This window comes from Caenimonas terrae, assembly GCF_042655405.1.
GTDB classification, from domain to species: Bacteria; Pseudomonadota; Gammaproteobacteria; order Burkholderiales; family Burkholderiaceae_C; genus Ramlibacter; species Ramlibacter terrae_A.
Genome location: NZ_JBHSMF010000006.1, coordinates 1,208,070 through 1,235,036 on the forward strand (window position 1 = coordinate 1,208,070; position 26,967 = coordinate 1,235,036).

At 56.2% G+C, this 26,967-nt stretch carries 22 protein-coding genes; 1 reads left to right on the plus strand and 21 read right to left on the minus strand.

What is annotated here, in order from left to right; genetic code table 11:
- Positions 1-22: 22 nt before the first annotated feature.
- The 17 genes from ACFPOE_RS12705 to ACFPOE_RS12785 form a co-directional block, all read right to left on the minus strand.
- Positions 23-1,198: a glycosyltransferase family 4 protein gene (locus ACFPOE_RS12705; RefSeq protein ID WP_376850451.1), complete on the minus strand. Its 1,176-nt coding sequence runs from the start codon at positions 1,196-1,198 to the stop codon at positions 23-25.
- A complete protein-coding gene (asnB, locus tag ACFPOE_RS12710) occupies positions 1,195-3,153 on the minus strand; it encodes an asparagine synthase (glutamine-hydrolyzing) (RefSeq protein WP_376850452.1) in 1,959 nt (652 codons plus the stop codon). The genes ACFPOE_RS12705 and asnB overlap by 4 nt, the downstream gene beginning before the upstream one ends.
- A complete protein-coding gene (locus tag ACFPOE_RS12715) occupies positions 3,153-4,277 on the minus strand; it encodes a glycosyltransferase family 4 protein (RefSeq protein ID WP_376850652.1) in 1,125 nt (374 codons plus the stop codon). Before ACFPOE_RS12715 ends, asnB begins: the two co-directional genes overlap by 1 nt.
- 11 nt (positions 4,278-4,288) lie before the next feature.
- Entirely contained in the window at positions 4,289-5,395 is a 1,107-nt protein-coding gene (locus tag ACFPOE_RS12720) for a glycosyltransferase family 4 protein (protein WP_376850453.1), read from the minus strand.
- 3 nt (positions 5,396-5,398) lie between these two features.
- Positions 5,399-6,310, minus strand: a complete 912-nt coding sequence (locus tag ACFPOE_RS12725; RefSeq protein ID WP_376850454.1) for a class I SAM-dependent methyltransferase — start codon at positions 6,308-6,310, stop codon at positions 5,399-5,401.
- 67 nt (positions 6,311-6,377) lie between these two features.
- Positions 6,378-7,637 (minus strand): oligosaccharide repeat unit polymerase, encoded by a 1,260-nt coding sequence (gene wzy / locus ACFPOE_RS12730; protein WP_376850455.1) that lies wholly within the window; start codon positions 7,635-7,637, stop codon positions 6,378-6,380.
- 1 nt (position 7,638) lies between these two features.
- Entirely contained in the window at positions 7,639-8,880 is a 1,242-nt protein-coding gene (locus ACFPOE_RS12735; RefSeq protein WP_376850456.1) for a glycosyltransferase family protein, read from the minus strand.
- A 41-nt stretch (positions 8,881-8,921) separates the two neighbouring features.
- Positions 8,922-10,433: an oligosaccharide flippase family protein gene (locus ACFPOE_RS12740; RefSeq protein ID WP_376850457.1), complete on the minus strand. Its 1,512-nt coding sequence runs from the start codon at positions 10,431-10,433 to the stop codon at positions 8,922-8,924.
- Positions 10,434-10,452: 19 nt separating this feature from the next.
- The gene (locus ACFPOE_RS12745) at positions 10,453-10,896 is read right to left on the minus strand and encodes a GNAT family N-acetyltransferase (RefSeq protein WP_376850458.1); all 444 of its coding nucleotides are present in this window, start codon (positions 10,894-10,896) and stop codon (positions 10,453-10,455) included.
- A gap of 3 nt (positions 10,897-10,899) precedes the next feature.
- Positions 10,900-11,829 carry a DegT/DnrJ/EryC1/StrS family aminotransferase gene (locus ACFPOE_RS12750; RefSeq protein ID WP_376850459.1) on the minus strand — a complete coding sequence of 310 codons (930 nt, stop codon included), beginning with the start codon at positions 11,827-11,829 and terminating at the stop codon, positions 10,900-10,902.
- A 26-nt stretch (positions 11,830-11,855) separates the two neighbouring features.
- The gene (locus ACFPOE_RS12755; RefSeq protein ID WP_376850460.1) at positions 11,856-12,566 is read right to left on the minus strand and encodes a WbqC family protein; all 711 of its coding nucleotides are present in this window, start codon (positions 12,564-12,566) and stop codon (positions 11,856-11,858) included.
- A gap of 11 nt (positions 12,567-12,577) precedes the next feature.
- Complete coding sequence (locus ACFPOE_RS12760) at positions 12,578-13,690, minus strand: DegT/DnrJ/EryC1/StrS family aminotransferase (RefSeq protein WP_376850461.1); 1,113 nt, start codon at positions 13,688-13,690, stop codon at positions 12,578-12,580.
- 65 nt (positions 13,691-13,755) lie between these two features.
- Positions 13,756-14,784: an NAD-dependent epimerase/dehydratase family protein gene (locus tag ACFPOE_RS12765; RefSeq protein ID WP_376850462.1), complete on the minus strand. Its 1,029-nt coding sequence runs from the start codon at positions 14,782-14,784 to the stop codon at positions 13,756-13,758.
- 6 nt (positions 14,785-14,790) lie between these two features.
- Entirely contained in the window at positions 14,791-16,098 is a 1,308-nt protein-coding gene (locus ACFPOE_RS12770; protein ID WP_376850463.1) for a nucleotide sugar dehydrogenase, read from the minus strand.
- 100 nt (positions 16,099-16,198) lie between these two features.
- The gene (locus ACFPOE_RS12775) at positions 16,199-17,422 is read right to left on the minus strand and encodes a GumC family protein (protein ID WP_376850464.1); all 1,224 of its coding nucleotides are present in this window, start codon (positions 17,420-17,422) and stop codon (positions 16,199-16,201) included.
- Between the two features lie 7 nt (positions 17,423-17,429).
- On the minus strand, positions 17,430-19,823 hold the full coding sequence (locus ACFPOE_RS12780; protein WP_376850465.1) for an SLBB domain-containing protein: 2,394 nt from the start codon (positions 19,821-19,823) through the stop codon (positions 17,430-17,432).
- Between the two features lie 97 nt (positions 19,824-19,920).
- The gene (locus tag ACFPOE_RS12785; RefSeq protein ID WP_376850466.1) at positions 19,921-20,241 is read right to left on the minus strand and encodes an H-NS histone family protein; all 321 of its coding nucleotides are present in this window, start codon (positions 20,239-20,241) and stop codon (positions 19,921-19,923) included.
- Positions 20,242-20,428: 187 nt separating this feature from the next.
- On the opposite strand from ACFPOE_RS12785, the gene ACFPOE_RS12790 reads away from it, so the two are divergent.
- The gene (locus ACFPOE_RS12790) at positions 20,429-21,451 is read left to right on the plus strand and encodes a S1C family serine protease (protein ID WP_376850467.1); all 1,023 of its coding nucleotides are present in this window, start codon (positions 20,429-20,431) and stop codon (positions 21,449-21,451) included.
- Between the two features lie 184 nt (positions 21,452-21,635).
- On the opposite strand, the gene gmd is transcribed toward ACFPOE_RS12790, so the two are convergent.
- From gmd to ACFPOE_RS12810, 4 genes are all read right to left on the minus strand, one after another.
- Positions 21,636-22,796: a GDP-mannose 4,6-dehydratase gene (gmd, locus tag ACFPOE_RS12795; RefSeq protein WP_376850468.1), complete on the minus strand. Its 1,161-nt coding sequence runs from the start codon at positions 22,794-22,796 to the stop codon at positions 21,636-21,638.
- Entirely contained in the window at positions 22,793-24,229 is a 1,437-nt protein-coding gene (locus tag ACFPOE_RS12800; protein ID WP_376850469.1) for a mannose-1-phosphate guanylyltransferase/mannose-6-phosphate isomerase, read from the minus strand. The genes gmd and ACFPOE_RS12800 overlap by 4 nt, the downstream gene beginning before the upstream one ends.
- A gap of 7 nt (positions 24,230-24,236) precedes the next feature.
- Complete coding sequence (locus tag ACFPOE_RS12805) at positions 24,237-25,190, minus strand: GDP-L-fucose synthase family protein (RefSeq protein WP_376850470.1); 954 nt, start codon at positions 25,188-25,190, stop codon at positions 24,237-24,239.
- 272 nt (positions 25,191-25,462) lie between these two features.
- Positions 25,463-26,935, minus strand: a complete 1,473-nt coding sequence (locus ACFPOE_RS12810) for a hypothetical protein (RefSeq protein WP_376850471.1) — start codon at positions 26,933-26,935, stop codon at positions 25,463-25,465.
- Positions 26,936-26,967 lie beyond the last annotated feature (32 nt).

The following is a 26,967-nucleotide window of genomic DNA, read 5'->3' on the forward strand; positions in this document are numbered from 1 at the left end:
TTGGCAAAGTAGCACACACCCTTCATAGAGTGCCTTTCCTAGAGGCGCGGCCCGAGTCGCCCGCACCTTGGGACTTGCCGATCAATTCCTCGTAAATCTGCAAATGCGCATGTACGACTTGCCGTATATCGAAGGTCCGCACGGCAAACTCACGCCCAGCATCACCCATCCGCTGGCACAGGGCGGGATCTTCGATCAGGCTTTCCATCGCATTGGCGAGCGAAATGAAATCGCGGACTGGCACCAAAAGGCCTGTGATACCAGGGTCAATCGCGTCGCGGCAACCCGGCACGTCCGTCGTCACGACGGCTCGCCCACACGACGCAGCCTCGATCAGCACCTTAGGCAGACCCTCGCGGTAGGAGGGCAGCACCACCATCCGGGCCGCAGCAAGAACTTGGGGCATATCGGGACGTTGGCCCCACCATTCCACCGTCCCATCACCGACCCATCGCGAAACTTCAACGTCTGTGAAACTGCTGGGGTTCGCAGAATCGACAGTGCCCACCAAAGCGAACCGGGCGTTGCACCCGCGCTGCTTCAAGAGGCGGGCAGCGTTGACAAATTCCAGCACGCCTTTGTCCGCGATCAGGCGCGCCGCGAGTACGACGACAGGCACGCCGCCCGGCAGGGGCAGGTGGGCAAAGCCGGCCAAATCCACCCCTGAGCCACGGATCATCGCTGTCTTGGAGGCAGATAGGCGCGCCAGCCGGGTCACGATCTGTAAGTCGCCAGCGTTCTGGAATATCACTTTGACGTTCGGGTGGCCCAGCGCTAGGCGATACAACGCTCCGACCAAGAAGCGGCGCACGGCCGCTCTCCCGCCACGAGCCAGAAAGACAAAACCCAGGCCCGAGATGGCCACCACCACAGCCGGCATGGCAGTGAGCCGCGCTATGAGACCACCCAACAATACCGGCTTGATAGTCACCAAATGCACCACATCCGGCTTCACATCCGTGAACACATGCCACAACTCAGCCATAGTGCGCCATGCGTCACCCAACCCCGAACTGCTCCGATCCAGGACCAGTGGATGCACCACGAAACCATAACGCCGAAGTTCCTCCAGACGATCGGTCAGGCCAGTTGCGATGTGGATTTGATAGCCTTGCTGCTGGGCTGCAAGCGCAATCGGCAAACGGTGAGATAGAAAGAACCAATCTACGTTTACTACAAACAAGAGCTTGCGACTCATGCGGTTTGAGCCTCAAGCCATGCCTGGAACATGAGTACATTCCACAGCTGCGCCATCCAATTTCGACGCCCGCTCAAATGCTCCGCCCATATCTTGCGAATCGGCGCAGGATGAAAAAATCCCTCCCTCGCCAAGCGCGCTTCGCCCAGCAACTCTTCGGCCCATTCGCGCAACGCCCCGCGCAACCACTCGTCCAAAGGCACACCAAATCCCATCTTGGGGCGGTCAATCAACTGACGCGGAACGTATCGGTTCAATACCTGCCGCAAAGGCCACTTCGTCTGACCTTCGCGCAATTTATAGGTCAGCGGCAAGGTGCAGGCGAATTCAACGACCCGGTGATCTAAAAAGGGGACACGGCTCTCAAGGGAGACCGCCATTCCTGCACGGTCGAGTTTGACCAAGATGTCGTCTGGCAAGTAGCTGATCGCGTCCAACACCATCATTCGTTCCACGGCCCCCAGGCCCTCCAGATTGGGTCGGCAGCCAGACAGACGCGAGGGTGGCTCTTTACCGTCTATGACCCATTCCTCCGGGTTGCGCAAATGCGAAACCATTCCCAAGTAAAGATCGTCCACGGAAGTGCTTGTCAGCACGCCCGCACCTTTGTGCAGTTTGTGGCCGACGTTTGAATGCCGCGGCGCGCCAGGAATCAGCCCGGCCAATCGATCCCACGCACTCGGCGAACAGGTAATAATGCCTTTCGCAATTAGCGCCCGCAATGGCAAAGGGATGCGCGCCAGATTTCGCCACAACTTATCGGTCATGTGATAGCGGTTATAGCCGCAAAACAGTTCATCCCCGGCATCACCCGAGAGCGACACCGTCACATGCTGCCGTGCCAATTGACTGACCAAGAATGTGGGTATCTGTGATGAATCTGCAAAAGGCTCGCAATACAAACTTGGCAAACGCGGGATCACCTGCATTGCCTGGGACGGCGTGACATAGAGCTCGCTATGCTCCGTTCCTAAATGCCGGGCCACGGCCTTGGCGTGGACGGCCTCGTCGAAGCCCGCCTCGTTAAAGCCGATGGTGAAGGTCCTAATAGGGCGGGATGACTGTGCTTGCATCAGCGCCACGACAGTGCTGGAATCAATCCCTCCCGACAAAAATGCGCCAAGGGGCACATCCGCGGCCATCTGCTGGAGAACCGCCCGTTTCGCCAACAATTCAAGCTCGTCTACGGCCTGCTCCGGAGTGCCCGAAAACGGCTTTAGCAGGCCAGCTTGGGCCGCATTTACCATATCCCAATATTTACGGATCGTAGGTTCGGGGTGGGCCAGGGAGACAGACAGCAAACAACCAGGCTCCAATTTCGAGATACCTTTAAAGATGGAGTAAGGAGCGGGGATATAGTTGTGCCGCATTAGCAGACACATGGCGTTGCGGTCTATGTTTGGCTTGAAAGCTGGGTGGGGGTTGAGAGCTTTAAGTTCGGACGCGAAAATGAATGTAGCGTCTCTGCCTTCCCCTTGCCAGCCGTAATAAAGCGGCTTTTCTCCCAACCGGTCCCGTCCAAGCGTAAGAGTACGGGCGTCCCTATCCCAGACGGCGAAAGCAAACATTCCAACACAGCGCTCCAGAGCTCCCTGAATTCCCCAAGCTTCAAAGCTGGCCAGCAGAGTTTCAGTGTCAGAATGCCCCCGCCAGGGCGTAACGCGGCCCGCGCGGGCGAGCGCTGCGCGGCACTCCAAATGATTGTAAATTTCCCCGTTGAACGCGATCACGTACCGGCCGCTCAGCGATCCCATTGGCTGATGTCCGGCAGGCGACAGGTCGACAATCGACAAGCGGCGGTGGCCCAAGCCGACTCGCTGCGCGGGATCCACCCAACAACCCGAGTCGTCCGGTCCGCGGTACTCAATCGCATCCGCCATGCGCCGCAGCACCGCCTCGTCTCCAAGCTGCCCATGCGCGGCCACTCCACCCAAGAAACCAGCGAATCCACACATCAGCGTCGCCCAGTCTTAGCTATGCGTTCATAGATGGACTCAAACCGCTCGCGGGCCCTGTCCATCGAGAACTGCGAACGTATTCTGGACATTGCTTTCTGGGCCTTTAGCTGCCGTGTATTGGGTGTCATCATCAACAATCGGCGCAGCCCGCCCGCCAGGGCGGCCACATCCTCAGCGGGCACGACTTCACCCGAGTCTGCCACTAGTAAAGCCGCATCTCCCACATTGGTCACGACGCACGGCAGTCCCATCGCCATAGCTTCTCCCACTACATTGGGGAAGCCTTCAGTGCGGGAAGAAAGACAAAACAGATCCATCGCAGCCAGACAGACCGACACATCGGGCCGCTCGCCCAACAAGACAAAACGCTCGGGACAGCCCGTCGCACTTATCCAAGTGGCCAGCAAGGCGTTACGTGTGTCCACGTCGCGGCCTATCATTAGAAATCGAGCCTCCTTGTGCTGCTGTGCTACCAACCCAGCCGCTTGCACAAAATATTCCTGCCCTTTGTCGGGATGGAAACGGCCCACCGAACCTATCACTGTGACATCTGCGCCGAAACCACACCGCTGCCTCAACGCATCTCGCTGCTCCGCCGTCGCGGCCAGAGCTCCAAAATCAAGGCCATTTGCCACGACCACCATGCGGGAGGCGTCGTAACCCGCCGCGATATGGGCCAAGCGTGAGGCATCGGCAGCACAGACAATGATCTGTGGCACGCTATATGAAAGCCGTGCACACAGCTTCATGACCAACCTAGTAGTCCGCGCCGCCCGCGCGTCGATCCGGGTAGTGCGTATTCCCCAGACTACGTTGTTCTTTCCAGCTAATCTTGCGGCTACTCCTCCCATAAGATCAGCATGGTACATCCACGTTTGGACAACATCGGGGTTAGCTCTGCGAATCAAACGTGCCAGCCTCCCTACAACTAGCGGAACATCAAGCAGCGAGCGCATACGCAACGCTTGGACCTCAACGCCAAGGTCCTGAAGTTGTTGGCCTACGATACCGACGTTGGTGAGAGAAACCACGGCATGCTCATAACTTGCGTTCGCGAGATGGGATTCCACCAAGCGTTTGAGCATAAGCTCCGCCCCGCCGACACTTAAGCCAGTAATCACATGGAGAACCTTCAAACTCGCCCGCCCGCCGTGGCAAACAGACGGTCCCAATGCGATAGGATCAAATCGAGAGCGTAGCGATCAACAACCGAGGCCCGTGCCCTCTCGCCAAGTTCACTTCGCAAAGAGTCAGAACACATCAGCCGCTCGAGTGCATCTCGCAGCCCGGCTTGATCGTCAACACCAACCAGAAGCGCGTCTGCGCCCTCCCGAGTGATCTCGCTTGGACCGCTCGGACAATCAGTCGAGATGCAGGCCAGCCCCACGCCCATCGCCTCGAGTAGAGTGTTCGGAAAACCCTCATAGCAAGAAGCCAATACAAACACGTCTGCTTCAGACATCACTCGCCAGGGCTCGCTGGTACGCCCTTTCAAAAAGACCCTGTCCTGCAGACCTAGCTCCGAGATGCGTAACCTGAGTGCGTCTCGCTCCGGCCCGTCACCATAAATTGCTAGATCCCAATCGGGATGCGCCTTTGCCAGTTGCGAAAAGACTTCAATAATCACGTGAACACGCTTTTCGCCCGACAGTCGACCCAGACTCAAGATCGTCCTTCGACTCTTGGACGATGCCCCCGCGTGCCAATGCAGCAGTTCCAGCGGCAAGGGGTTGGGCACCGCCACGACCTTCCCTAGTCCACCGTAGACTCGACGAATGCTGTTCGCGACGCCAAGGGTCTGCACGCTCACCACGTCGGCGTAACGATAAAGCAGGCCGCAAGCTGCCCTCCACACCCAGCCAATGGGCTGAACCCGTGGGTCGCTACGCTCACACACAATGCAGGGGACCCCGCTAAACGCGGTCGCTGCCAAAGCGGCAATGTTGACATTGGGGAGGAAAGAGATCACGACATCCGGCCTTTCGTCACGAATTAATTGACGAAGAGCCCTAAGTCGAGCTCCGTAGCGCTTACCAAGCCCTTTTGAACCTCCGACATAATCGGAAAGAAATATCAAGTGGACGGCGTCATCAAGTGGAAATGCGCATTCTCCACTTCCAGAGAAGGTCGCCACCAACGTCACTTCGTCCCCCCGCGCAGCCCATGCGCTACAAAGCGTTGTAGCCACCCGCTCGGCGCCCCCTGCTCCTAAAGAGCTCACCAATAAAACAATCTTCACCGCCTAGAAACCCGTTATCGTCGCCGCGCCTTCATTTGGAACCACTCCAGAGCCGCCCGTCTGTGGCAATGGAAATGATGCATCAGTTAGCGCGTCAGAACGTAGGAAAACAAATTCATTGCACCCCAAACCGCCAGCACAGGTTTTCAGTCGAAGCAAAACAAACCCTTTTCCCGCAAAGAAATCAAATATCTCCTCCGGCTTCGCAACCTCAAATGGGTATCCCCCAATCCAGTCCACTACATCATGCCACGCCGACATGCCGCGCTGTTCTTTGTAGCGGCGCCAGGATCTGAGCGGAGATCCGCGCACACTATCACGAATCACCGTTAGCATCCATTGCCTGATAGCGGTATACATCGCCAAAGGATGGCGGAGAACACGATTTCTGTTGTAGAGACGTTTCAAGGATTTCCAACGTAAACTGGCATTACCCTGATCGTTATAAATAGCAATGAATAGCCGACCGCCAATGTTAACCAGGGGCGCTATGTTGTTCAATGCCGCCCACATGGAACCAGTATGGTGCAAAACGCCCCAGCTGTAGACAATGTCGAATCCGCCAAGCCGGTCGAGGTATGCCCGATCCAAAGCGGACCCCTCTTCCACTGTCCAGTCCGAATTGTCCGGAAAATACCGCCGCCTTAACTCACGAGTACAAGCGACAGACTGCGGATCGAAATCAAACGAAAATACCCTCGCCCCCAAACGCCGCGCGGCCAAGCTGAATAATCCAGAACCGCTGCCAACATCTAAGAACATCTTTCCCGTCAAACTACTCAGCCCGAGCATTTCGGAAAGGGAGGCCTCGGCCCTTAGAATGCGCTCATCATCCAGAGTCTTTAAGAAATTGGCCCAGTTGGCACCAAATTCAAATCTTTCGCCAGTCTGAACTTCGGCCGAATGTGTCGTCATGTCAAAGCCATAAAATCGGTAGTAAGGTAATCACAGATCACGCAAAGGTCTACAGTAGGGATGTAAATTAAGCGCTCCGCGCCAAGGAAGATGAAAAATTCCTGGCCGCGCGCGCGACCCGAGACAAGACCAGCAAAATCACAAATGCCTGAATGGTCGAAATATAGGGACCAAACCATCCATTCATTATAAAGACGAGAAAGAAAATAAACGAACAAGCGAGAGCGTATGCATCTCCACCTATTTTCTTAACCAAGAACAAATTCAAAGACAGTAAAGCAATGCAGTAAACCACCAGCAAGGGAAACGAAAATGGATCCACCCAAAGCCAGCCAACCAGGCTTGGATGCGTGAACCATGATCCATACGGCGTCGGAAACATCGAAATCGTCAGATACTCGGAGAGCAGCGGCGACGAATAGAAAGATTCGCCCAACAATGATCTTTGCGGACCACCATCAAACAAGAATGATAAAAATGTGCCTTTTATATCTCCCAACCAAAATAGATCGAGATGATTGTAGATTGCAACAGGACTAGACAGATGTTGAAGCCTCATCAGAACAAAGTCGCCGACATCATGCAAGGAATCGAGAAAATGAATGTTGAGATAGGCGCTCTCGAATACTGTGGCGGCCAGCTCTGACCAAGGGGTGGAAAAGAGATAAGCCGGGGATGCGGACCGCACTAAGTTTCTTAACTCGTAGATGAACGGAGACAGCAATACTATAATTAGCAACGCTAACGACACTAACGTCCATTTTGACTTTTGAAACGCCGCCACCACTTCAAAGAAGATCAGGAATATAAAGCCACCCGACACTCCACGGACCGACGTACTTGCCAAATATAACAGCAAATTCGGATAGAAGAGTCTTGCCCCTCTGCCGAAGGCGTAGTACGTCAAGAACAAATAGTCCGGAACGAAGAGATATTGGAAATAGCTAGCGAACGACGCCTGCCCTTTCAGTTGGTCCAAGCCGACCTCACCGAAAGTCAAATACAAGAAAAAGATAATCTGAATAGCTGCCACAAACCAACCTAGGCTCATGACGTTCGAGGGAAACAGTTCGGCCTCGCGGAATTTACCCTTGAGGTTTCGGTACAAGAATACGGACGCAAGATAAAACAGGATCACTAAGAACAGGTTGATCAGGATGACAACCGCATCAGAGCGAAACCCCTCAAAATCGCCCCCCGTAAAAACGCCCGCATTAGCGAGCGAAGAGATTGCAGAATATATATTCGCGAAAATATACAACGCGATAACAGCGACCAACCCCTTGAATGCGGGATCATTTTCAAAATTGACAATTCTCCGCATCATATCAAGGCCCTCTCCGTGGATCTGAACCGCGCGCGAACTGTTCGATATGGGAGATTATGCTGATAGCGGTTTCTTTTGCGTCAAAATGTCGGAGCATATAATCTCGACCCTCGACACCAATCGAGTCACGGCGCGCGCAGTCGGCGACCAGAATTTCCAACCAATCGGATATTTCTTGCTCGTTAACGGCGTTACACATCGGTATTGCCTGCCCAAGAACTCTGACGAAAACATCGTTTCGAGCATTGCCAATGACAGGACGACCCATGAGCATTGAGTCGACGGCCCCCGCACCTAGCCAATGGCTGCCAAACTGGTCAAGGATAATATCCGACGCTGCATACCACTCAAGAATTTCAGCAAGTGACATTTCCTGATGCCAAGTAATCAAATGCGCTATGCCTAGAGCAGCTGCGAGCTCCTTTGCCTGGTTAACGTGAATTCCCTTTTCAACCAAGTGAACCTTGATTGCTATTCCCGTCTTTAGGTAAAACTGCGCCAGACCTCTCAGCATGACGTCGTTACCCTTGTTTTCCTGCTCGGTGTATCCAATGGGCAACGGGGATTTCCAGATGAACCGAGTTGGACTAAAGACGACAACCGAAGCGCCGGTCCTGGTTGAAGGTTGTCTGTAGGGAGTATTTTCCACGCTGAGCCCGCGGTTCTGCAGCCGGGCATACGTACCGCCCTTCATAATCTCCTGCAGCAGCAAATCACCGTTCGGATTTATTCCTTCAGGGTAGTAGTTCACCAAAGTGCACTTACGAATGCCTCGCCGTTGCAGGAATGCCCCAAGCATCTGCAATCCTTTCGCCGCGATACTTGCAACAGCACTTCCAGGATACCTGGATGCCATCACCTGCTTGTAGCTTGCAACTACATCCAGATCCGAACCCGCGAGAAGAGCTACGAACGCACCGCGGTGTTTGAGGTAGCTAGCCAGTTTCAGCCACTCACCACAAAGCACGACCCCATCCCAGCGGTCGGCGTTGAGAGTATCAACCAGCCTGCGCAGATTTCGCGGCCAAGTAAGATAATCACGCCCTCTCGGCTTCCAACCCAATTCAACAATCCAGTCCGGATACGGATATCCAATCTCCCGAAACAGAAACTCCGGCCTATGAAGGCGCTCATCCCGATTGGAATCTATATAAAATACAACCTCGTGGCCCATTTTCTTCATGTGCAAGGCGTACCTGAACGGCATACAGTTGGTGTTGCCTAAGAATGCGATCTTTGCCATTAGATGTGATCGAGTTAGTGCGCCGGATCCATGACTACGCTTTACGGCTTGAACGGCGTCTTCCGCACTTTACGTAGCAACGCTTGCCTCATTAGTGGGCTACCCAGTGCACCTGCACTGATCACGATGGCGCCGACACCCATAAGAGCAATGATGGCAGCGCCCCTTGTCTCAGGCCGGGGCAGGAAGATATAGAACGGGAGGATGGACAGCAAGCTGAATACGGCCACTTGGAAAATATCGCCCTTTAGCCACTGCCAATGGAGTCCCTTAAGAAATCGACGATGGACTAACGGCACCCAGATGAGAAACGAAAACGCGTTGACTGCGACCCACGTACAAGCCGCGCCAAACCCACCATAATGGGTGGTAGAAATTAACAAAGCGGGAATCAGTATAACGGCAAATAAAATATTACCGATCACATGCATTCTGAGCTCCCCCTTTGCATATTGCAAATAGTAAGGAAATGCAGCCAGGACCAATAGCCCGTTACCTATCGCGTAGAGTCTAAGAATGGGTGCCGCGTTGGTTGCGGCCGTCAGGTCGCCAGTCCATGCCCAAAGGACAGTTACCGAAAAGAATGCGAGGACAAAACAAGTGGGAATAGCGATAACGCTCACGATCTGAGTGGCGTGATGGTAAAGTTGATAAAGCTCTACCTCGCTCCGAGAGGCCTCAAGATTTGCCATCCGGGGCATCAGCGCATTACTCACCGGAATGCTGATTAGCATTACACCGCCGGCCGCCACGACTGCCAGTGTAAAGTAAGCATATTCCGCAAGGGGGAGTAGAGTTGATAGAAGGAGTTTATCTACCTGTGTAACCATCACCCAGATAGAGCTGGTGAATGCAATCGTGAGCGAGAATCTAAGAGTTCTCCGTAGCGGCCCCCATGGCCCATTACTTTGCTGAAGAATGTTTACATGCGGCATCAGCTGATAGGTTCTAGCCAAGAGCACGGCCAGTTCCACTGCCGCCAAAGCGAGCTGGTAACCAAAGAACAAGGTCGGGGTTGTGCCGACATAAATAAAGAACGGGATTACCAATATGAACCGGGCACTCGCGATGGTGCTGTTGAATCCGCTGAGCCAGACCAGCCGTTCAAAGCCTGTAATTGCGCCTCGGTAAAGACCGCACATCCAGCGTAGCGAAACAACCCCCGCCATAAGCATGACAGAATGTTGTACTTCCATGACCGGCAGCTTCTGGACTTTAAGCCAATGGGTAGCAATCAACTGCGAGCCTAGCAGCATTGCAGCACCCCCAACGATACCGACGGCCACAAAAACGAATTCAAGCGAACGCAGCAGGAGGCGCAAATCGGCCGCCTCGCCGGCGCCCCCTCCGTACCTGGCCGTCTCGCGGGCCATCGTTGGAGTAAGACCCATGTCTAATAGCTGAAACCAAGCTTGGGCCATCGCGAAAAACCCGACGAGGCCATACGCCTCCACGCCCATGTACCGAACGTACATGGGAACCATCGCGATTCCGATTAGCGTCGTGTAGATCTGACTAACATAACTAGCTAAAATGTTGTGTTTGATAGACATTATTGAGCGAAGGTCCACCTCACTCAGCGCGATGTTCGCGGATTCCAACCAATGCGAGTTCCATAAAATGGGACTTCTCGTTCTCGCCGACAGAAATGAAATCTAGGCGGCGATAAAAGTTAACGGCGGCGCTATTATTCTTGTATACCTCAAGTCTAAGACGAAGGAAGCCCAAGTTGGCGAGATAATCTATACCATTTCTTACTAGGCCGGTCGCCAGGCCGTCCTTCCGGCGACCTTTCGCAACACACAACATTGACATGTAGGCGGTCCACGTCACGCGGTCATTGCAATATAACGCGACAAACGCGGTCAGACGGCCGCTTTCCCGAATAGAGAAGATCGTACTATTTTTGACTATTTTCTCAGCGTAGATTGGAATCGATACCTGGGAAGATAGGCGCGGATAAAAGTCCGCGTCTACTTCCTCCAATAAACTTGAAATCTCTTCACTTGCCGCCACGGCCTAGGTCCTATAAAACTCATCAACCACGGAACAAATCACTTCCACGTCGACCGGGGTTATATCCTGGTGCACTGGGAAATTTAATATTTCTCTCGATAAATCATAAGACACCGGAAAGAGGTCTTCCTTAATCTCTTCAATGAGACGATAGTAAAGAGCCGTGACCGGGATGCCACGATTATTCAAGTGGAAATACAGCTTTTCTCGCATTCCGCCCTTTATCCGGACCGGGAAGCTATAGGGAACTTCACCTTCACCAAGCTCGTACATCACCTTGACTTCGTCGAGCACCGGCAAATATTTCAAATATGCTTTGAAATTATCAATTCTAGCGTTTGCGACTTCGGAGAAATTTGTCTTGATATACTGCCCCATGGAATCCAGCGAAATTCCATCTTCGCTCGGCAGTTGCGGGAGCCGGACACGATCAGAGTTGATCTTCAGAACGCCACCGGAGTCGGTTGCCATATATTTGTGCAACGAGTAGAAGCTGTATTCCCCGAAGCTTCCCAGCCCTCGGTCTAAAATTCCACGCTGCAGCGCATGAGCACAATCTTCGACCAACAGGACGCCATGCGCCGCACAAATCTTGCTGACATGATCCATGTCATTTCTACAAAACCCGAAATAGTGAATGACCAACACCACATCCAGATTTCCAGTCTGCAAGCAGCGGGCAAAGTCGTCAAGGTCAATCCGCAATTGGCCGTCAAGTTTGTAGAATGCGTAAGTTGACGCGGTCTCCGAAATAGGATCAAAGACCCCTGATCCTTCGCGGTCGGTAATTCCGATATACGAGGGCAGCAGAACCGATGGAGCCGTTGCGCCCTTGACGCCACGGAGTAAATGACCCCAAGCGGACCGTGCGTTTCTAGTGAATACCAAGTTCTTAGCGAAATTGGTTTTGCTCTCAGCCGCCTTTGTGATCATTCTCCTGGACCTCCTAGTGAACTGATCTATTGCTGAGCATTTATTGGCGCCAAGCTGGCGTCCTCGATCAACCTAAGGGTGCTCGCCGCATCGTTAAACATCATCACATCTATAATTGAAAGGCCGGCCTCGAACGCGGGCCGACCTTGCTCATAAGACGTCAAGTTGTTATGAACTATAGTCAATTTCACGCCCGACTCAGTGAACTTAGCTTGGTCGAACAAGTGACGCCCGCCAGAGGGATTTAGATACTCATCCGCTTTGAGTGACTTGCATATTTCCAGCGCCCACTCACCCGGATCCGATACCGTATCCAATACCAAACCCATTTCACTCAGAATCGATATGTCGATCGGCATTCCAAGGTATTTGCATGTCTCGATCAATATGTTCTGATTCAACTTGACGATACTGTCGGTGTCAACATCTAACGAATCTTCGACAACGCGCACTGTCTTACGGAAAAATGGCGCAGTTCTTTTGTAATGACCGAGCTGACTGATGAGCTTGTCTTTCCACGGCTCGTCGCGTCTGATCTCACAATCACAAATGAGCGTCGAGAGCGACTTCTTTTTTAGCGGCGCCGCCACATACTGCCAACCTTCACTTGGCTTTAGAACCCGGTTACGCTCAATCCAGCCATGTCGAATAAATTGGACCGTATCAAATAAGATAAACTTATCCGTATTTCGAATCAAGCTGTAATAGCCTAGATACGGAAAAAAATAGGGCTGCATTATTCCTAGCTTCATGCCCCGGCCTCGGAAATAACTCTAACAATGTTGCATACCTGCTGCAGAGTCAAGGCGGGGTAGATTGGTAGGCATAATATCTTCCTTGCCGCGTCGGTCGCAACCGGTAAATTTTCCGGGCGTGCCGATAATACTCCGCGATACATCGGGAAATCGGAAATCAATGGGTAAAAATAGCGGCGCCCGTATATTCCGTGCTCTTTCAACCTCGCATAGAGAGCGTCGCGGCTCAGTGGGAACTCCGGCTGAACCAGGATCGGGAAATATGCGTGATTGGGCACGGATTCTCCACCGCCCGTCAGGCAGCGGATGCCCTTCACAGTCGCCAACTGTTCCCGATAAGCGGCATCAACTTCTGCACGGCGGCTTAACGCTTCGTCGATATGCTTGAGTTGGAGCAGTCCGAAAGCCGCGTTGATTTCGCTCATCTTGCCATTGATGCCGGGAGAAACGACCGTCAATTCATCGACAAATCCGAAGTTCTTCAACTGGTCGATCCGCCTTTTTTCCTCAAGGTCAGGACAAACAATTGCACCACCTTCGAAAGTGTTGAATACCTTCGTCGCGTGGAAACTGAGGACTGATAAGTCACCATGATTGAGTACAGACCCTCGGTCATCCTTCACGCCGAAGGCATGGGCGGCGTCGTAGATCACCTTCAATCCGTGTTTGTCGGCGATTTTCCGAATTCCATCGACGTCACATCGATGGCCGTAACAATGCACAGGCATAATTGCGGTAGTTTCAGAAGTGATAGCCGCCTCAATCCGGGCTGGATCCAGGTTCAACGTAACAGGATCGACGTCGACAAACACTGGTCTTATCCCATTCCATAAGAGCGAATGGGCAGTGGCTACAAACGAATACGGGGTGGTGATTACTTCGCCAGTAATGCCAAGTGCTTGGAGCGCCGTCACCAAGGCGATGGTGCCATTCGTAAACAGCGAAATGTGCTCTACACCCAAGTAGTCGCAAAGTGCCTGTTCCAGCTGTTGATGAAACGGGCCGCCATTAGTAAGTATTTTGTTGGCCCAAATTTCCTCAAGGAAAGGGATAAATTCTTCCAGTGGCGGTAAATGAGGCTGTGTGACGAATATACTTTGGTTCATAGTGTGACCCGCTCTCTTCGCTGGGCTCAATTCAAGCGCGTCGCGCAGGCTTCGTCCGTTCGCTTCTAAAGGTTTTTCGAAAGATACCAAGGCATGGCTAGAGCCAGCCCCGCATCCAAACGATGTGTAGGAGCGTAGCCAAGGAGCTTCTCCGCTTTCCCGATGTCCGCAAGGCTGTGACGCACGTCGCCCGGGCGGAACTCCCGGTTCACGACCTTAGCATCTTCCAAATGCCCATAACGAGGAAGTAGACTGAGGCGAAGCTGCGAATAAAGTTCATTCAAGGTGGTCCGACATCCCAGCGCAACATTGTAAATTTGATTAACAGCCGCGGAATTCGACGTGGTCGCAGCTAAAAGATTGGCCTGTACCACGTTTGCAACAAAGCAGAAATCCCGACTGGTTTCTCCGTCGCCATTTACGTAGACCGGTTCGTCCCTAATCATGCTGGCAATCCACTTCGGAATGACGGCCGCATACGCCCCGTCGGGATCCTGACGGGGGCCGAATACGTTGAAATAGCGGAGGCCGATACTTTCCAAATGGTAGGTTCTAGCAAAAACGTCCGCGTACAGCTCATTCACGAATTTCGTAACGGCGTATGGCGATAACGGCTTGCCTATTACCGCCTCCACTTTCGGCAGGCTGGGGGAGTCACCGTAAGTGCTGCTACTGGCGGCGTAAACGAACCGTTTAACCTTGGCATCTCTCGCTGCCACGAGCATGTTCAAGAAACCCGTGACATTGACTCCATTTGTCGTGATAGGGTCCTCGACGCTGCGCGGTACGCTACCGAGCGCCGCTTGATGAAGTACGTAGTCAACCCCTTGGCATACCCTATGACAGTCCTGAAGTTCGCGGATATCACCTTCGATGAACTGGAAATTCTCCCAAGCCTCAGAGGACACAAGGCTTTGCACTTCGTCCAGATTACGCCGATGACCGGTGGCGAAATTATCCAACCCGACCACGCGTTGATTTAGATTTAGAAGGCTTTCAAGTAGATTACTGCCGATAAATCCCGCCACCCCGGTGATGAGCCAAACGTGGCGGCGCACCGTCAAACCGGACTGAAGTTGTTCGTATGCCGACATATATTCCTAAAGGCGCCACAAGCGCATCCCCATCTCTGTAATGGCTGATGTCGAATAGGCGGACTTTATGTCAATAAACACGCCTCCTGCTTTAAGGGGGCCCAGTAAATCCTGCACGGGCCGCTCAATAAATTCAGCGTGGGAAACAGCGGCAATCATGGCATCGGCACCATAGGGCAATTGCCCCCATTCGCTTAAATTAATTCCATATTCATGGCGCGCTTCGCGTGGATCAACCAATGGGTCGTAGACAGATACAACGCATCCGAATTCTCGCAACTCCGTGACCAGATCCGCGACCTTGCTATTTCTCAGATCCGAGCAATTTTCTTTGAAGGCCAAACCCAGCACGATTACTTGGGCGCCCTTGATCGACGCGCCGTTAATGATCATTTGCTTGATTGTTTGCTGCGCTATGTACGCGGCCATGCCGTCATTGATGCGGCGCCCGGCCAGAATGACCTGGGGATGGTAGCCAAGCATGTCCGCTTTATAGGTCAGGTAATATGGATCCACACCGATGCAGTGGCCGCCCACTAACCCAGGTCGAAACGGGAGAAAGTTCCACTTCGTACCTGCGGCCTTAAGCACCTCCGTCGTGTCGATGCCTACCCGGTCGAAAATGATGGCAAGTTCGTTCATCAGTGCGATGTTGAGATCGCGCTGGGTATTTTCGATCACTTTTGCCGCTTCTGCCACCTTGATACTGCTGGCCTTGTATACGCCCGCAGTAATTATTGCCCCGTACAAATCCGCTATCTTCTCCAACGTCGACGGCGTGTCTCCGGAGACTACCTTGATGATCTTTGTAAGCGTGCGCTCCTTGTCACCGGGATTGATGCGCTCGGGGCTATAGCCAACCCAAAAGTCCTCTTTCCACTTTAAGCCCGAAAATTTTTCCAAGATGGGAATGCATACTTCTTCGGTAGCCCCGGGGTATACCGTTGATTCGTAAACCACGGTAGTGCCGCGCTTCATATTTCTGCCGACGGTCTCACTGCTTTTTTCCAGAGGACCGAAGTCCGGTTGGTGCGCCAAATTGACTGGTGTTGGCACCGCAATGATGATGAAGTCCGCAGTATTTAACACGGCTCCATCGGTGTGGTATTGCAGCTGCGAAGCCGCTTGGAAATCTTCACTTTTGACTTCACCGGCCGGGTCCATTTGACGTCGGTATGAGGCCACTTTTTCAAGCGAAAGATCCACGCCTGCCGTTGGCATTTGCTTGCCGAATTCAATCGCCAGCGGCAAACCGACGTAACCTAGGCCAACAATACCAACGGTGGGGAGTGGGCCCGAAACAAAATTAATCATTTTAATTAAGGGAATTTGATTGCTAGACAAGCGCCGGGCGCTCGGATGGGCCTTCCGGGTGCTTCACCGAGGCTGCCCATATGACTACTGGGGATTGCTGTTAAGGGCGAGCCCGTGTTCGCCACGAGAACCAAGCACTCGATAAATCGTTCCACCGATGGGCTGTTCGGGGGTCGTTACGCCCATTGCGGGCCACCCGGCGGACGAGAGAAACAATCAACCCACTCAACAAGCCCAACGCCATCGACAAAAAGACAATCGGCGTGCGCCGGGGCTTGCTTTTTCGCTCGGGCGGCGCCGCGACGTCGACTTGTTGCACCAGAGGCGCGTCTCTGGCTTCATCGGCCTTTGCCATCTGAAACTGTTGAAGCATGGCCGAATATATTGCCTCTTGGTACTTCAACTCTCGAAAAATGCGGACGTTCGCGAGAGCTTGCGCGCTGTCGCCCGCACCCCTAGCGGGAGAGTCTATTCCTCCGCCTTCGATTTTGCTGAGTTGTGCCCGCAAACTTCCCAACTCAGAAAGAAGCCGCTTCAGGTCTGGGTTTTCGGGCCCGGCGAATGGGCGTGTGGCCTGCAACTGTACTTCCCGAGCAACAATCTCGCCGCGGACTTGAGCGGCTGCTCCTATTATCGATTGCGTCTGGGAATCGAGGCTGATAAGGCCTGATTTATCTTGCGCCCGCTTCACCGCTAGCTCCGCGCGGACGTAGTCCGCCTTTGCCTTTTCCATCTGCTGCTCGAAGAACAGGCGCCGTTGCTGGGCCTCCGTGACTGCGATGCGCGTCATTAACCGGCGCAATTCTTCCGCGTAGGCGTTGGCAAGCTGTGCGGAAAAAACTGGATCTCGATCACTCGCCTCGACCGAGATCAACGTGGACTTGCGATCCGCACTGATTACAGAATTGTTATTCAATGCCCTTCGGGTATCGTCCAAGGTGCTGGCCTTATAGCGCTCCTTCAATTTGAAGCGTTCAATCAGAGCGTTGGCGACGGAGTCGGTCCTGAGGAGTCCGACATAGAGCTCTTCTGGCGCCTTCACAGTCCCGGCCACGCCGGCCGTGGCTGCCAGCGCACCTAGCGACGCCAGCACCGCTGATGACCCGCCCTGGTTCTGTTGCGGAGGCAGCAACGTCGTCTTTGCTGTGTAGATCGGCGGCAGAAGCAGAGCAATTGTCAACCCGACACCGACGCCAACGAAAGCGAACAGCCCGATCGTCTTTTTTTCTTCGCCGATTGCGGTCAGAATTTCAAGCACGCTGATTTCGGATCCTTGCGCGCCCTGGTCCGGACGCCGGCCCTCCGCGAGATGTGGCTCGGTCATGCTCGCCTCAGTTCCGCAGCACTTTGAGGCCAGCCGCCCCGAGGCCGAATTGGTAGAAGATCGAGGTCCAGTCCTTTGCACCTTCGATGAAGCGCGCATAGGCGCTGCGCTTGTCGAACTTTTCCGGGACGAAGATCGAATCGCCAGGGTTCAGCCGTTTGTCGAGCACGTCGCCGGACCAACTGGCAAACCAACCCCGGCTGATGCTCTGCCCGCTCTCGACGCTGCCGTCGGCCCGGATCAGCGCGACATTGTCCAGGTCTGCATCCCGGGTCGGGCCAGCGCGTTCCAGGTAATCGCGCACGCTGAAGTTGAAGCGGTGCAGAAAAGACGTCTCGGCCTGCACGGCGCCGAACACGCCAATGAAGCTTGGAATATTGGGCACCGTGATCTGGTCGCCGTCTTCCAGCACAACCGGCGGCAGGATATTGGTCTTGGGGTCAAGTTCCAGCGCAATGCGACCGCTGGCGCGCAGGCTCTGCAATTTCGTGATGATGGTCCGTTGCGTTGCCAGATTGGCCTGCAGGAAATCCGTCTTTTCGCGGGTACCTGCACTCTGCACCGCTTCGATCGCCTGCGAGTTCACATCTGCTTCCATTCGACGCACCGCCAGGTCCAGGTTCTTCTGCTGCTGTAGCCGGGTGGACTCTCGCGTGAACACGGTTCCATACGGGAAGGCATTGTGAGTGAAGCCGCCAGCTCGATGGATCACTTGTTCCAGCGTTTCACCCGCGGTGAGCTGATAGACACCTGGAGTCTGAACTTCACCGCCCAGGCGTACGTACTGCGTGCGCTTTTCCACCGGCACCGGGAGATCGCTGACGCCGAACACCGTGACAACATCCCCAGGAAGCAGCTCGATGTTGCTGGCCGGGTCTTTCTCGATCACGGCGCGCCCCAGGTTGAAGGGGATGAGCTGGGAGCGGACCTGGCCGCGGTCGAGTCGCTCCACCACTGCGTAATCCCAATTGATCTCTTCCAGCAGGTTCTTCACTTCGTTCTGCACCCGTGAGTCGGAAACGCGGCGACCGGACTCGAACTGCACCAGCATGTTGCGCCGCACGTAGTAGTCGGGCGCGATCAGCGCCTCACGCTCAGGGATCAGGTCCGAGACGCGCATGCCAGGCTTGTATGGGTACCGCAGTGGCGCCGCCACGTTGCCGCGCAAGGTCACGGCATTGGCGAACTCGGGGCTGATCTTGAACAGGGTAACGACGTCACCGTCCCGGACGGCGCTTTGAAGGCCCTTGGCATCCAGCGCACGCTCTTCCACCTGGCGGGGCGCCCGGCTGCGTGTCGGATCGATGCGTTCCACCAGCACCTTGTGCGGCGTCGTCAGGGACAGCGTCCCACCGCCGTATGAGAGCACCTTGCCCAGCGGCTCTTCAGGCGAGGCCAGTTCGTAGATGGCAGGGGTGTCCAGCGCCCCGGTCAACGCGACCCGCGGTCCCGCTGGCGGTATCACGATGACATCCCCGGGCAGCAACCTGGCGTCGGCCGACTTGTCGCCTTCGTTGATGAATTTGTACAGGTCGATCGTGGACACGGTCCGGCCGTCACGCTTGAGCTGAATACTACGCATGCTGCCGTTCGCTGCGGGGCCGCCGCTCTCAAACAGGGCGCCAATCAGCGTCGACAAACTGGACACGGTGTATGCGCCAGGCCGGCGCGCCTGCCCCACCACGAACACCTGGATCGAGCGCAACTGGCCCAGCGTGGCGCTCAGCTGGAAGCTGTTGTACACCCGACTGATCTGGCCCTTGAGCACCGATTCGAGCTGGGAGGCCCGTACGCCGGCGACATTGACGGTTCCGACCCGAGGGATGCTGATCTGGCCGTTTCGGTCCACCATCAGCCGCATGTCCCCGTCAATCGAACCCCAGAGCTTGAGCTGTACTTCATCGCCTGGGCCCAGGACGTAATCGGCGGACACCGGGACGTTCTTCAGGGACTGGAAGTCAGGGCCGGAAAACAAGTCATAGCCATAAAGCGGCAGGGTGCGCCCCGTCGTTTCGGCGACGAAGCGTTGAAATTCCGTGACTGCCAAGGGCGTCACGTCGCGCGCTGTGGAACGCGCACCGCCGGAAGTGTCGGCGGGGACCTCTCCGGAGGCGTCGCCCGCTGAGCGCGCCACGACAGGCCCATTCAGCTTTGCAGATGAGAGCGGCGCCGGGGAAAGCAGGGGAATCGTTGTCGCCGAGCCGCCCGGCGACGTTGCGCCAGTCGGCCCCGGGGACGGTGCGAGAGGAACCGCGACCGGCGGACTTAGGGCGGTTGTCGCACTCGTCCCCGCAGCACCGCCTAAGGTCTGGGCATGAAGTCCCAACGACGCGGAGAGCGCCAGCAAAAAAATGAGCCGTCCGCCGCGCCGCAACCCACACACCGACATACTGCTGTTCATCACTGGATTTTTCGCGTCAGAATTTTGATTGGACGCATCTTACCCGACGCCCCATCCAGCGGTCGAAGTCAACAATTGGCGTAGGCGCTCATTCGGATCAACGCTTGCCAACTAGGAAATCGTCCAGTGACTTGCCGGCACCCAATAACTCGACCACCCAATTGGGCTTACGGCCCCGGCCTCCGGACCATGTTTCGCCATTCGGCCCGCGGTACTTTATAGCGGTTGTCTTCGAACCGGCAGAGGGGGTTTTCCGTCGCACCCCACCGCCCAAACCGATGTCGGCGCCGGTCAGTCCATAGGCCCTGATCTTTTCCTTGATGTCGGAAATGACATCATTCAATTCCTTCGCCCTGACCTCTTCCGCCTCGGCCATCAATTTTTCGGCTTTTGCCTTGAGTTCCAGATAAGTAGCCATTGAAAAGTCCTCATCGTTATTGATGACGGAAGAATAGCGCAAAAAAACGCCAATTCAAAGGCTGCCGGCAATTCGGCGGGCATAAAGACAGCGAGTGCAGGTTCGCCTGACAACATCTTTCAACTTGCCCAGGCCTTTGATCGGGAGCATTCTTTGCTTGTCGGCCTTGCCGCATCAAGGAGTGATCATGTGCACTAGACACTGGTCCCGCGTCGTTCTGATGGCCCTTGTCGCATGCGCGAATTGGGGTCACGCAATTGCCGCGTCACCTCCACCCCCGGCCGTCCAGATCGACGCCCTCAACAGAGCCAACGCGGCGGTTGTCGGCATTCAGGTGGTGGCGGCGGATGGCGCGCGATCGGCCGAGACCCTGGGCAAACAGCGGACGGGTTCCGGCGTTGTGATCGGCGCTGACGGCCTGATCCTGACCATCGGCTATCTCGTGCTGGAGGCGCAGACCATCGAGGTGGTGACCCAGGACAACCGGACGCTCCCGGCCGGCCCGGTGGCCTACGACCTGGCGACCGGCTTCGGGCTGGTCCGCTCCCTGCTGCCGCTACGCGGCATCGCACCTGTGCCGCTCGGCAGCCACAAGGAATTGAACACGGGCGACATGGTGATGGCGGCCATCGGCGGTGCCGATGCTGACGTCGCGATGACGCAGCTGGTAGGCAAGCGGCCCTTCTCCGGCTACTGGGAGTACCACATCGACACGGCGCTATTCACCAGTCCGCCGATCGACAACCACAGTGGCGCGGCGCTGTTCAACCAGCGCGGCGAACTGGTCGGGATCGGTAGCCTGTTCGTCAGTGACGTGACGGGCGAGAACGCCCGCGTGCCGGGCAACATGTTCGTGCCGGTGGACCTGCTCAAGCCAATTCTGGCCGAGATGCAGCAGACCGGCACCAGCCGGCAGAGCCACCGCCCCTGGCTCGGGGTGACTTCCAGCGAGCAGGGCGGCCGGGTCAATGTTGTCCGCGTGACGAGGGAAAGCCCGGCGGACGAAGCCGGCCTCGAAGCCGGCGACGTGGTGCTTGCCGTCGATGACGCCAAAGTGGCCACACTGGAAGAGTTCTACCGCAGGCTCTGGGCGCGCCCCCATCCCGACGACGAGGTGAGGTTGACGGTGCTGCAAGGCGCAAATATCAAGACCCTGACGATCCGCCCCATCGACCGCATGACGACGATGATCAAGCCGGCGGGGATTTGATGCCCGACCTGTTGGCGAGCCGCGCAAGAACCTCACGTCCCACCGGCACACCCACACGCCTATTCCAGCAGTCAACGCCTAAATCAACGCGCATACGATTGCGGTAAGCGCAGGTCGCGAGGACCACGTCAATCTAGCAATAGAAAAAGAGCGCGAGCCCCGCATCGCGAAGGGCCGAAGCCGGTCATTCGGATGTCATCGAAACCTGATAGCCGGACTGCCTGAGAAGCGCGTGCTGTCGCGCGAGGTCAAGGTCGTGCGACACCATTTCCTCGATCATCTCGTCGACGGTGACGTGGGGGACCCAGCCCAGCTTCTCCCGCGCCTTGGTTGCGTCGCCCAGCAGCGTGGAGACTTCCGCCGGCCTGAAATAGCGGGGATCAACCCGCACGATGACATCCCCAACTTTCACTCCGGGCGCTGAATCTCCCGTTACCGCTGCCACGGTTCCGATTTCGTCGACGCCCTCGCCGGTAAATCGCAACTGAATGCCGAGCCGCACGGCGCTGCGATCGACGAAGTCCCGTACGCTGATCTGCTTGCCGGTGGCAATGACGAAGTCTTCCGCCTGCTCCTGCTGCAGCATGAGCCACTGCATCCTCACGTAGTCCCGCGCATGGCCCCAATCGCGCAGCGAGTCCATGTTGCCCATGAACAGGCAGCGGTCCAGGCCTTGTGCGATATTCGCCAATCCGCGCGTGACCTTGCGGGTGACAAAGGTCTCACCACGGCGCGCGCTCTCATGATTGAACAGGATGCCGTTGCATGCATACATGTTGTATGCCTCACGGTAGTTGACCGTGATCCAGTATGCGTACATCTTTGCGGCGGCATAGGGACTGCGGGGATAGAAGGGAGTCGTCTCCTTCTGCGGCACTTCCTGCACCAGGCCGAACAGTTCTGAGGTGGACGCCTGGTAAAAGCGCGTCTTCTGTTCCAGACCGAGGATGCGGATCGCCTCCAGCAGCCGCAATGTGCCCAGGCCGTCGACGTCGGCTGTGTACTCGGGTGACTCGAAGCTCACGGCGACGTGGCTTTGGGCTCCCAGGTTGTAGATTTCATCGGGCTGGGTCTGCTGCACGATGCGGATCAGATTGGTGCTGTCCGTCAAGTCACCGTAGTGAAGGACGAAGTTCCGGTGGTCGACGTGCGGGTCCTGATAGATGTGATCCACGCGCGCCGTGTTGAACGAACTGGCGCGACGCTTGATTCCATGGACCACATAGCCCTTGGCCAACAGAAACTCCGCCAGATAGGAGCCGTCCTGGCCGGTGACGCCTGTGATCAGTGCGACCTTCTGCGAGTTGTTGGACATGGCATGCATGGCTTTGTTGGTTTCTGTCATGCTTTCACCTTGATGCCGCCAATCGGCACGATCCGCCCGTAGGCATCGTCGAAACGCACGATGTCGTCCTCACCGAGGTAGCTTCCAGATTGGACTTCGATCATCTCCAATTGCGTCTTGCCGGGGTTATGGAGCCTGTGAATCTCGCCCAGCGGGATATAGGTGGATTGGTCCTCGGTCAACAGAAATGTCGCATCGCCCCGCGTCACTTCGGCGGTGCCCTTCACCACTACCCAGTGCTCGGCCCGGTGATGGTGCTTTTGCAGGCTGAGCGAGGCTCCGGGTTTGACCGAGATCAGCTTGACCTGGAACCGGTCGCCGGCCTCGATGCTGTCGTACCAGCCCCAGGGACGCGCAACCTTGCGGTGGCTCAGGGCTTGGGGCCTCTTGCGCGCCTCGAGCTGCGCCACGACGTTCTTCACCTGCTCCACCGCCGAGCTGGCAGCGACCAACAACGCATCGGGCGTATCGATGATCACCAGATCTTGCGTTCCTAGAGCCACGACCGGGCGGGTGGGAGCGTGAATGAACGTATTTCGGGAGCTGACAGCGAAACCGTCACCATCGATCCGATTCTGGTTTTCGTCCGGGGGCGTCAGTTCGGCGACCGCGTTCCAGCTGCCAACGTCGCTCCATTGCCCATTGAACGGCAGGACCGAGACCTTGCTGTGCCGCTCCATCACCGCGTAATCGATGCTTTCGGAACGACAGGCCTCAAAGGCCTTGGATTGCGGGCGCACGAAGACGCCGTCGCGCCCGGGGTTGGTCATGGCCAGTCGGCATTGCGCGAGGATGTCGCTTGCGTGAAGTCCGAGTGCGCTGACCAACGTCGCAGCTGTGCAAAGGAAGATGCCCGCGTTCCAGAGAACTTGCCCCTGCAACAGCAACTCCTGCGCACTGGCCAGGTCCGGCTTCTCGATGAATCGGGCGACGTCGAAACTGCCATCCTGGTTCTTCGGCCCGCGCTCGATGTAGCCATAGGCCGTGCTCGGAAACGTCGGGCTCACACCAAAGGTGACGATGGCGCCAGCGCGCGCAGCGGGGGCCCCATCCAGCACCATGGCGCAAAAGGCGGTGGAGTCAGGGATATGGTGATCCGCCGGACAGAACAAGAGCAGATGGTCAGGCGACGACACCTGCAGTGCGGCAAGCGCCATCGCTGCCGCAGTATTGCGCGCCGCAGGCTCCAGCAGCACTTCGCCCTTGACGCCAGCGGCGTCCATTGCCTCGGCGATCAGGAATCTGTGCTCTTCCGAACCGACGCAGAGCACTTCGCGCTTTGGCTGATTCGCAAGGTCTGCCACTCTTTCCAGAGTCAGTTGCAGGAGGCTCTTCCCGCCAATCAACGGTACGAACTGCTTGGGAAACGCCCGACGGGACAACGGCCAGAGCCGGGTTCCGGCGCCCCCACAGAGAATGACTGGCAGGATCATCACGGTGTTATTGGCGAGAGAGGAAGTCGCTGTAGGTTCGCCGGAGCCCGGCTTCCAGGTCCACTGTTGGCTGCCAACCCAGGCTCCTGAGACGCGAACTGTCCATCAGTTTCTGGGGGGTTCCATCCGGCCTGGACGGATCGAAGGTGATCTCGCCGGCAAACTCGGTCACACGCGCGATGACCATTGCCAGTTCCGCAATCGAAATGTCTGAGCCGAACCCCACGTTGATATGGCTGAGCTGGGGTTCAGTATGTTCCTCGATGGCTTTCCTGTCGAGGCTCATCACGTGCATGCATGCAGCAGCGAGATCGTCGACGAATAGAAATTCGCGCCTCGGCTGACCCGTCCCCCAGATGCTGACAACGGGCTGCCCCGTGACCTTCGCCTCATGAAAACGCCGCAGCAAGGCAGGGATGACGTGACTGTACTCGGGGTGATAGTTGTCTCCGGGACCATACAGATTGGTCGGCATCAGCGACCGATAGTCGCGACCGTACTGTCGGTTGTAGCTCTCACAGAGCTTGATCCCCGCGATTTTCGCAATTGCGTAGGGTTCATTGGTCGCCTCGAGCTTCCCGGAGAGCAGCGCCCCTTCGGAAATCGGCTGTATGGCATCACGCGGGTAAATACAGCTGCTGCCGAGCGCCAACAGGCGGTCAACACCATTGGTGTGCGCCGCATGAATGACATTTGCCTGGATCATCAGGTTTTGATAAATGAATTGCGCCGGCAGGACGTTGTTGGCGTGAATGCCGCCGACCTTTGCGGCCGCGAGGTAAACCTGATCGATCTTGTTGGTGGCAAAAAACGCGTCGACATCACGTTGGTTCGTCAAATCCAATTCGCTATGGGTCCGCGTCAGAATCAACTCGTTTCCGGCCCGCTTTAACGCCCGGACGATCGAACTCCCAACCATGCCTTGATGACCCGCCACAAAAATAACCGGAAGTTCCGACATCGATTCAAGTCCTGTGTTGGACGGATATTACCTGCACTTCGCTTACCGACATGATGGTGTCCGCCGGCTCGCTGCGCTAGGAAGTCGGACGCGGGTGCGTTAACGCACTCGTTGACCACTTGGGTTCGCCGCTGTCAGCTCGGCGGCGCTAGCTCGGATTTGACCATCTTGGCGCTCCGCTGCGGCAGCCGGGTCAATGCCGCGTTGGGGGCACGCCGTCATCGTTCGCCTGGCGCGCGATGGCACCGTCAACGCCGCGCTATGTGGGTGACTCATCCCCTCTTGCCACGCATCACCGACAGGACAACTTTCGGAACATCGGCAGCCCCGTCGCCACGAATTCTCCGGAACGCAAAACTGTCGCAGCAGAATTGCAGTAACCGGAGCCAGCGAACCCGTCCCATCAGGCCCGTGCGCCATAAGAGCCGCAAAACTGCTGCTCTATTCGCCAGGGAAAGCGACTCGCCCGCACGTCCCCTCAAGTCGAGCCGCTGATTCCGCGCCCAGCCCTTCTGCATGAATTCCGAGTCAATTGCTCCAATCTGCACGTCAAAAGGAATGCCATAAACCGTGCCGTCGACCAGCGCGCGCTCGATTCGATCCAAGACTTGCTTGGGGTCATGGACTTCAGATATCAGACGATGCAGCGGATCGAGCCCGTCCCCCGACAGGTTCCGAGCCCGCCGGACGAGTTCATCCACGCTTGTGCTCCGCATCGCGTCCGCCGGCGAATATCCCATGATGGGATTGGTCAATCCAAGGCATTCCTTTCCCGCCAGTGCCGCTTCAGGAAACGCCGATCCACCAGACACAGGTGCACTGTCGAGATAACAGAAGCAGCCCGCCAGGTACTGGACGTAGACATCCCTGCTGACTTCGCCCTCCATCTGGAGCAACCCGACCCTCGCAAGCTCCTTCAATTCGTTCGAGGCGTCGGGCGGTAGCTTCCCTGGACCGACGATCAGGCACTTCCTGTTTGTCGCAGCGATCAGATTCACTAGCAACGACGCAAACACGCCGCCTTCCCGAAAATCGTACTTGTAGGCAGGCCCCGAAGACAATATGTATTCGTCGGCTCCGCTCTTCGCGGGAGCTGCAGGTGCGTCAAGTGGTATGCCCGCAAATGACCAGTGATGGGCCGGCCGGTATTTTTTCGATATCGCCCGTCCGTAAATGCTTACCTCAAGGACAACGTCGCAAGCGGTGTGGCCGAAGGTAAATACATGGTCGGCATGGTTGTAAAGTCCGACTCTGGTGCCTGCCTGTCGCGCCAGCCGCGCCGCAAGTACTGCGGAGATGTCGTCCGGGTGGATATGCAAAACAGCCGACGTATAGGCGCCAATGAGCCGACCCAACTCTGCGATTGCTGTCACGCCAGTCGCCCGAACGAACGTCACGACCGCGCCGTGCTGTCGCAATCGGTCGGCGATGACACCGGGGAGCAAACCGGTGACGACCACGTCCTGACCCAAAACGCCTGCTCCCGCCGCAACCAGCCTTTCAACGACGCGCGTATGTCCCCCACTCAGATACCCTTCGCTCAGGACGTGGATCAGTCTCCCATTCTTCTCTGATCGCGCCACCTGTAATTCGCGGCTATTGATCTTTTCGAACAATGCATCTTCGATTTCCTCTGCGCTGTAAATTCCCACGAAGTTGTGCCACGCCAGGTTTCCGTATAAGGCAGCCATTCCCAGGGCGTTTTCGAGCGCAGACGTCAGGATCTTCTTCTTCAGTTCAGCCATCAGAAGTAGTGTGGGTGCTTGGATCATGGCCA

What these genes read in the sequence shown, in the direction of transcription:
- ACFPOE_RS12705 (WP_376850451.1), bottom strand. Translation starts at nt 1,198, where the DNA reads ATGAGTCGCAAGCTCTTGTTTGTAGTAAACGTAGATTGGTTCTTTCTA.
- asnB (WP_376850452.1), bottom strand. Translation starts at nt 3,153, where the DNA reads ATGTGTGGATTCGCTGGTTTCTTGGGTGGAGTGGCCGCGCATGGGCAG.
- ACFPOE_RS12725 (WP_376850454.1), bottom strand. Translation starts at nt 6,310, where the DNA reads ATGACGACACATTCGGCCGAAGTTCAGACTGGCGAAAGATTTGAATTT.
- wzy (WP_376850455.1), bottom strand. Translation starts at nt 7,637, where the DNA reads ATGATGCGGAGAATTGTCAATTTTGAAAATGATCCCGCATTCAAGGGG.
- ACFPOE_RS12735 (WP_376850456.1), bottom strand. Translation starts at nt 8,880, where the DNA reads ATGGCAAAGATCGCATTCTTAGGCAACACCAACTGTATGCCGTTCAGG.
- ACFPOE_RS12740 (WP_376850457.1), bottom strand. Translation starts at nt 10,433, where the DNA reads ATGTCTATCAAACACAACATTTTAGCTAGTTATGTTAGTCAGATCTAC.
- ACFPOE_RS12750 (WP_376850459.1), bottom strand. Translation starts at nt 11,829, where the DNA reads ATGATCACAAAGGCGGCTGAGAGCAAAACCAATTTCGCTAAGAACTTG.
- ACFPOE_RS12755 (WP_376850460.1), bottom strand. Translation starts at nt 12,566, where the DNA reads ATGCAGCCCTATTTTTTTCCGTATCTAGGCTATTACAGCTTGATTCGA.
- ACFPOE_RS12760 (WP_376850461.1), bottom strand. Translation starts at nt 13,690, where the DNA reads ATGAACCAAAGTATATTCGTCACACAGCCTCATTTACCGCCACTGGAA.
- ACFPOE_RS12765 (WP_376850462.1), bottom strand. Translation starts at nt 14,784, where the DNA reads ATGTCGGCATACGAACAACTTCAGTCCGGTTTGACGGTGCGCCGCCAC.
- ACFPOE_RS12770 (WP_376850463.1), bottom strand. Translation starts at nt 16,098, where the DNA reads ATGATTAATTTTGTTTCGGGCCCACTCCCCACCGTTGGTATTGTTGGC.
- ACFPOE_RS12775 (WP_376850464.1), bottom strand. Translation starts at nt 17,422, where the DNA reads ATGACCGAGCCACATCTCGCGGAGGGCCGGCGTCCGGACCAGGGCGCG.
- ACFPOE_RS12780 (WP_376850465.1), bottom strand. Translation starts at nt 19,823, where the DNA reads ATGAACAGCAGTATGTCGGTGTGTGGGTTGCGGCGCGGCGGACGGCTC.
- ACFPOE_RS12785 (WP_376850466.1), bottom strand. Translation starts at nt 20,241, where the DNA reads ATGGCTACTTATCTGGAACTCAAGGCAAAAGCCGAAAAATTGATGGCC.
- ACFPOE_RS12790 (WP_376850467.1), top strand. Translation starts at nt 20,429, where the DNA reads ATGTGCACTAGACACTGGTCCCGCGTCGTTCTGATGGCCCTTGTCGCA.
- gmd (WP_376850468.1), bottom strand. Translation starts at nt 22,796, where the DNA reads ATGACAGAAACCAACAAAGCCATGCATGCCATGTCCAACAACTCGCAG.
- ACFPOE_RS12800 (WP_376850469.1), bottom strand. Translation starts at nt 24,229, where the DNA reads ATGATCCTGCCAGTCATTCTCTGTGGGGGCGCCGGAACCCGGCTCTGG.
- ACFPOE_RS12805 (WP_376850470.1), bottom strand. Translation starts at nt 25,190, where the DNA reads ATGTCGGAACTTCCGGTTATTTTTGTGGCGGGTCATCAAGGCATGGTT.
- ACFPOE_RS12810 (WP_376850471.1), bottom strand. Translation starts at nt 26,935, where the DNA reads ATGGCTGAACTGAAGAAGAAGATCCTGACGTCTGCGCTCGAAAACGCC.